Annotated in this window: 5 protein-coding genes; 3 read left to right on the forward strand and 2 right to left on the reverse strand. The window is 69.4% G+C overall.

The features are described from left to right. Nucleotides 1-134: 134 nt before the first annotated feature. Complete coding sequence (locus tag D1643_RS09205) at nt 135-1,067, forward strand: PLP-dependent cysteine synthase family protein (protein ID WP_160710337.1); 933 nt, start codon at nt 135-137, stop codon at nt 1,065-1,067. 522 nt (nt 1,068-1,589) lie between these two features. On the opposite strand, the gene D1643_RS09210 is transcribed toward D1643_RS09205, so the two are convergent. Then, nucleotides 1,590-2,966, reverse strand: coding sequence for a hypothetical protein (locus tag D1643_RS09210; RefSeq protein WP_160710338.1), 1,377 nt, complete (start codon nt 2,964-2,966; stop codon nt 1,590-1,592). Nucleotides 2,967-3,412: 446 nt separating this feature from the next. Between D1643_RS09210 and D1643_RS09215 the strand changes: the two genes are divergently transcribed. Then, nucleotides 3,413-3,580 carry a type II toxin-antitoxin system VapC family toxin gene (locus D1643_RS09215; protein ID WP_160710339.1) on the forward strand — a complete coding sequence of 56 codons (168 nt, stop codon included), beginning with the start codon at nt 3,413-3,415 and terminating at the stop codon, nt 3,578-3,580. A 47-nt stretch (nt 3,581-3,627) separates the two neighbouring features. Here D1643_RS09215 and D1643_RS11600 read toward each other — a convergent pair whose 3' ends face one another. Continuing rightward, the gene (locus D1643_RS11600) at nt 3,628-4,161 is read right to left on the reverse strand and encodes a helix-turn-helix domain-containing protein (RefSeq protein WP_201751060.1); all 534 of its coding nucleotides are present in this window, start codon (nt 4,159-4,161) and stop codon (nt 3,628-3,630) included. 300 nt (nt 4,162-4,461) lie between these two features. Here D1643_RS11600 and ilvD point away from each other — a divergent pair, with 300 nt between their 5' ends. Then, on the forward strand, nt 4,462-6,135 hold the full coding sequence (gene ilvD, locus D1643_RS09225) for a dihydroxy-acid dehydratase (protein WP_160710340.1): 1,674 nt from the start codon (nt 4,462-4,464) through the stop codon (nt 6,133-6,135). Nucleotides 6,136-6,237: the final 102 nt, after the last annotated feature.

The following is a 6,237-nucleotide window of genomic DNA, read 5'->3' on the forward strand; positions in this document are numbered from 1 at the left end:
GCCGGCCCCGGGGCCGCGCTCGCCCCTGCGCCCAGCCGCGCCGCTCGGCGGCCCCGGGGCCGCCGGATCGACGGGGCGGCGGCCAGGCAGTGGTAGAATCGGCGCCGACAGCCGACGCTCATGAAGGAGCCCTGATGATCTACGACACCGTCCTCGACGCCATGGGCCGCACGCCCCTTATCCGCCTCAACCGTCTCTGCGAGCCCGATGCGGCCGAGATCCTCGTCAAATATGAGGGGATCAACGTGGGCGGCTCGGTCAAGACGCGTACCGCCTGGCAGATGATCGAGGCGGCTGAGAAGCGCGGCGACATCGGCCCGGACTCCATCATCGTCGAGCCGACGAGCGGCAACCAGGGCGTGGGCCTGGCGCTCGTCTGCGCCGTCAAGGGCTACGCGGCACGCATCATCATGCCGGACTCCGTCTCCGAGGAGCGCCGCAAGCTCGTGCGCCACTACGGCGCCGACGTCATCATCGTCCATGACGACGGCGACATCGGCAAGTGCATCGCCGAATGCATCGCTACCGCCGAGCGCCTGGCCGCCGAGGATCCGCGCGTCTACGTTCCCCAGCAGTTCGAGAACGAGGACAACCTCCTCGCACACAAGTACCACACCGCGCTCGAGATCGTCGAGGACGCGGAGGGGCCCATCCACGGCTTCTGCTCGGGCATCGGCACGGGCGGCACCATCTCCGGTATCGGCCAGACGCTCAAGCGCCTCTACCCTGACGTGGAGATATGGGCCGTCGAGCCGGAGAACGCAGCCATCCTCTCGGGCGGCGGCATCGGCACGCACCTGCAGATGGGCATCGGCGACGGGCTCATTCCCGCCATCCTCGACCAGGGCATCTACGACGACATCTGCATCGTGTCGGACGAGGAGGCGCTTGCCTGCGCCCGCGAGCTCGCCCGCGAGGAGGGCCTCATGGTGGGCGTCTCGAGCGGCACCAACGTGGCCGCCGCGCGCCGCCTGGCCCGTAAGCTGGGCCCCGGCAAGACGGTGGTCACCCTGCTGCCCGACACCGGCGAGCGCTACTTCTCCACCGAGCTGTTCGCGGGGGAGTAGGCCGCCCGGCGCCCGGTGCCCGGCGACGCGCTGCGCGCTGGCGCGAGCTGTGAGGCGTCAGGCGCTCGGGCGGGCGCTCTCGCGCTCCATGCTCGGGGCAGGCGCGCAGCGGCTCACTGCCAGTTTTCGGCGTTTTTTTGGCACAGATCGCGAGTTCGGTACGGTCGAGCCCCCTGAAAAGGGGGCTCTTCTTGCGTTATGCGCACGTGCGAAGACGACGACCTGGGGAAATGCGATTGCCCGACGGGCACAGCCGTCATCGCAATGGCCGACGACCGTACCAAACTCGCGATCTGTGCCAGAATCGGCGGGATTCCTGGCAGTGACAGCCGCTTTCCAGCGCGTTTCCGGCGCGAATTTGCGTTTTGGCGGAGTGAAGGCTCCCCCTCGCGGAGCGCTTGCCAGGTGGGCGCAAGGAATGGCAGGCGCTGGCCTGGCAAGCCCTCCGAGACACTTGGGGCTGTGCGGGAGAACGGCCGCGCCAATCCTATTAGGCGACGGCGGCGCGTCCTTTCTGGCGCGCTAGGCTCTCGTGTAGGAGTAGAGGGCGTCGGAGGCGCCGAGCACCTCGTCGAAGGTCCAGCTCTCAGCGCTGCGCTCGGAACTGGACGGATCCACCAGCACGAGCAGGCTGTGCTCGTTGATGCCGGTGAGCACCACGCAGGATGCGTGCTCGTCGAAGGTGCCCGCGCGCGTCACGCACACGACGGGCTGCCCGTTGCCCAGCGCCTGACGCAGCGCGAGCGCATCGGGCTCAAGCGCCTGGGCGACAAGGCCCGCGTCTGTGGCGCCGTCGGTGAGCAGGGCTATCACGTCGTCGCGTGCCGGGGAGGCCACGCGCGCGGTCTCGGCCCAGCCGGCGAAGTCGAGCGGCGTGCGTGAGCGGTCGCCCGTCTCCTCCACGTAGACCATGCACAGCGCGCACGGCGCCGCGCCTGACTCCCCGATGCTGGTCACCCCGTAGGGCGCGCTGCCCCAGCGCTCGTCGCCCTGGTAGATGGCAGGCACGACGCCGCGCGTCCAGCCGCCGCGGGGCGTGCTCACGTCGGGCTTGAGGTCGGCGGCGAAGTACTGCTGGGCGTCGGCGCTGCGCACGGGTGCGATCCACGTGAAGGCGATGACGGCCGCCATGCACAGGAGCCCGGCGAGCCCGATGGCGAAGGCCCAGGTGAGCCGCGTACCCGGCGCATGGGGCGCAACGAGGGCCGAGGCGGCGGGGGTGTGGGCCTGGTGGGCGGGGACGTAGAAGCCCTCGGTCGTGGTGGCGCCGCCGCGCCGAGTGGACGCGAGCGTCCGAGCCGGGCCGAGCAGCAGGTCGCGGGCACGCTCGGCGAAGGACTTGTCGGCGCGGTCGGCCCGGGCGAGCCCGCGGCGCAGGGTTCGGCCGAAGGCGACGGGGGAGAGGAGGCGCTTCCCGAGCGCGGAGGCATCGGCGTCGGCGCAGGCCGAGGAGTCGGGCGCCTGCGCCGACGCGGGCCCGCCGTCCTCGGCGATGCCGGCGGCTGCGCGCATGGCTGCGCCCACGGGGGCTGCGTCCGTGGCGGCCGTCGCATCGTCCTGCGCGATCGCGCCCCGGCCCGCGACGGGCAGGGCGCCGTCGCCCTGCGGGGTCGCCGCCCGGCTCGCTGCGGCGTCGTTGCCCATGGGGGCGCCTGCTGTCCTCAGTCCGGCCTCTCGGCCCTCGGTGCCGACCTCTTCGGCGACGCAGGCCGTGGCTGGCTCGTCGACGCCGACCTGCGGCGCGGCGCGCCTGCCGATGCGCGCGGAGCGGCGGAAGGTGACGCCTTGGGCGTTCTTGGCTCGGCGGCGCGTGGGCTTCTTGCGGGCGGGATGCGCCGGCTCCTCGGCGCGGGTGAGGGAGAAGGGGCGGGATGAGTCGGCTCGACGACGGGTCGGCATGGCTCCCTCCTCTCGGTGACGCGGTGGTACTCGTAACCGAGCATAAGCCGCTGCCCCGCGCGCCTGCGGGCGCGCCGCTGTCCCCGTTGGCAACCCATGGCCGCGCCGTAACCAGCTGGTAAGGTGTCCTTCCGCCCACCGTGCCCGCCGTCTCATCCTTGCGCTTATCAATGTCCAGGGTGCTCAATCGGATAGCGTTGCCAGCATCTAGCACCAAGCAAGAGGGGGCGCTATGGCTGATATCCTCCTCCGCGGCTTGATCCTGCCCTCAAAGAAGAGCTCGCGAGCCGTGCAGCACGCAGCGGACGCTCTCAGCAGGCGGGGCCAAGACCGTCCTCGAGTCGTCCTGTGTGAGGGCGCGCGATTGGGTCTCGCTTCTCGTGGGCGCGCGCAGTGCCGTCGGGGGCGTGGAGCTTGAGCTGCCGGAGCGTCATCGATGCGGAGGAGTGGCTATGAGGTATGCGGTCGACACCAATGTGGTGTCCGAGCTCATGCGATCCCATCCGGATTCGGCCATCGAGGGCCTTATGGTTGCCTCCATAGCCCTGCGTAATGACGCCATGCTCGCCACGCGCAACACGCTAGACTTTGATTATCTTGACACCCCCCCTTGAGAACCCCTTCGAATGGCATGCCAACGCGCAGGGAGGCGCAGCCTCGGTTAAGGGCGAGGCGGCTGCTCGTGCTCCTCGACAAAGAGGAGGGAGGGCTCTATCTCCAGGGCGTCGGCTATTTTCTCTACGTTCTTAAGGCTCACGTTTATGCGGAGTTGCTCGATGCCTCCGATATAGGTGCGATGTAGCCCGCATCTCTCTGCCAGCTGTTCTTGGGTGAGGTGTGCTTGACGGCGGTAGTGCCGCATATTGGTCGAGAACGTCTCGAGAATGCCCATAAAACCGCCTAGCTCGATGGTTAGTACGGTCAAATTCTCAAGAAGCGCTATATATGAATCGACAGAATATATGTAGCATTTGAAGATATATTCTGCGTAACCGCATCTCGGGGGAAAGAAGGGGAGAGCGTACGGCCTCACCTGAGGGATCCTCTTTCCGAGTACTGTCCCCTCCCTTTGTTGGTACATCCGCTGCCCTAGGATCGCAAGGGGCGTCTCCGCGAGGGGCGGCAAGCCGCCCCTCGCGGAGACGCCCCTTGCGATCGGCGAATCGTGGAGTATACTACTCAGCCATAAGTTCATACCTCCAAATGCGTTGACGAGGAGCGGCGGGGCGAACCCACCTTCCCAGAGAGCCGGCGGTCAGTGGAAGCCGGCGGTGGACGAACTGAGCGTCTCCTCCGAGCAGTTTGGCGTGAACGCCGCCGCGGCCGCCGGGCTCACCGCCGGGTCGGGGCGCGCAAGTAGCACCGGACCGGCGACACCGTTATCTGTCGTGGCATGCTCTCGCGGCCCCGTGCCGTGGCGCATCTGCCTTCCCTGGCCCGTTGCAGCTTGCGCGGGTTTTTCTTTTTTCGGCGAGGGAAGGAGCGAGCGAGCACGATGGATCTGCGCAGCGACCAGGTGAAGCGGGGGACAGCCCGCGCGCCGCACCGCAGCCTGCTCAAGGCGGACGGCATCACCGACGAGGAGATGGAGCGGCCCTTCATCGCCGTCATCAGCTCTCAGAACGACATCATCCCGGGGCACCTCAACCTGGATAAGATTTCCGAGGCCGTGAAGGCCGGCATCCTCATGGCAGGCGGCGTGCCCTTCGAGGTGTCCACCATCGGCGTGTGCGACGGCATCGCCATGAACCACGAGGGCATGCACTACTCGCTCGTGTCGCGCGAGGTCATCGCCGACTCGGTGGAGTGCGCCGTGCAGGGCCACGCCTTCGACGGCGTGGTGTGCATCCCCAACTGCGACAAGGTGGTGCCCGGCATGATCCTGGGCGCCCTGCGGGTGAACGTGCCCACGGTGTTCGTGTCGGGCGGCCCCATGCTGCCGGGCGTCCAGCCGGGCGGCGCGGGGCCCACCACCGACCTCAACACCCTCTTCGACGGTGCCGCGGCCGTGGCGGCCGGGATCATGACCGGCGAGGAGCTGGCCTTCTACGAGGACACGGCGTGCCCCACTTGCGGCAGCTGCTCGGGCATGTTCACGGCCAACTCCATGAACTGCCTATGCGAGGCCTTGGGCATCGCCCTTCCCGGCAACGGCACGGTGCCGGCGGTGTACTCCGAGCGCATCCGCCTGGCCAAGCACGCCGGCATGAAGGTGATGGAGCTCGTGGAGGCGGGCACGCGCATCGGCGACATCGTGAACGCCGCGGCCATCCACAACGCCATGGAGTGCGACATGGCCTTCGGCGGCTCTACCAACACGGTGCTGCACCTGACGGCTATCGCCCAGGCGGCGGGCTGTCCCGTCACCATGGACGACTGGGACGCGGCGAGCGCCCGCACGCCGCACCTGGTGAAGCTCCAGCCGAGCGGGCCGCGGCCGCTCATCGACCTGTACCACGTGGGCGGCGTGCCCGTGGTGATGGGCGAGCTGGCCGCCCTGGGGCTGCTCGACGAGTCGGCCCTCACTTGCATGGGGCCTCTGCCCGACTACCTGCGCGCCTGCTGCCCGCCGGCCGACGGCGAGGTGTGCCGACGTCATGACGACCCCTTCTCGGCCGAGGGGGCCCTGCGGGTGCTCCACGGCAACCTGGCGCCGGACGGGGCCATCGTGAAGAAAGCCGCCGTCGACCCGTCCATGATGCGCCACACCGGCCCGGCCCGCGTCTTCGATTCCGAGGAGGCGGCCTGCGCGGCTATCAGCGCCGGGGCCATCAGCGCGGGCGACGTGGTGGTCATCCGCTACGAAGGCCCCCGGGGCGGGCCGGGCATGCGCGAGATGCTCACGCCCACGAGCGCCATCTGCGGCATGGGGCTATCCACCTCGGTGGCCCTCATCACCGACGGGCGCTTCTCCGGCGCCACCAAGGGCCCGGCTGTCGGCCACGTGAGTCCCGAGGCCGCGGCCGGCGGGCCCCTCGCGCTCGTGGAGGAGGGCGACTCCGTCACCGTCGACATCGAAGGCGGCGCGCTCACGCTGAACGTATCCGACGACGAGCTGGCGCGACGCCGCGCGGCCTGGCAGCCGCCGGCGCCCAAGCACGACCACGGCGTGCTGGCCAAGTACGCGCGCCTCGTCACGTCCGCAGACAAGGGGGCCTACGTCTCATGACCGATCTGAGAAACGACGCTACCGTAGCCGCCGGCGGCCAGGCTGCGCGGCCGGCGAGCGCGGAACCGGCGCGGCGCAGCGCCGCGAGCGCCGGGGCGTGCC

It is taken from the genome of Enterorhabdus sp. P55 (genome assembly GCF_009911695.1).
Classification (GTDB): Bacteria; Actinomycetota; Coriobacteriia; order Coriobacteriales; family Eggerthellaceae; genus Enterorhabdus.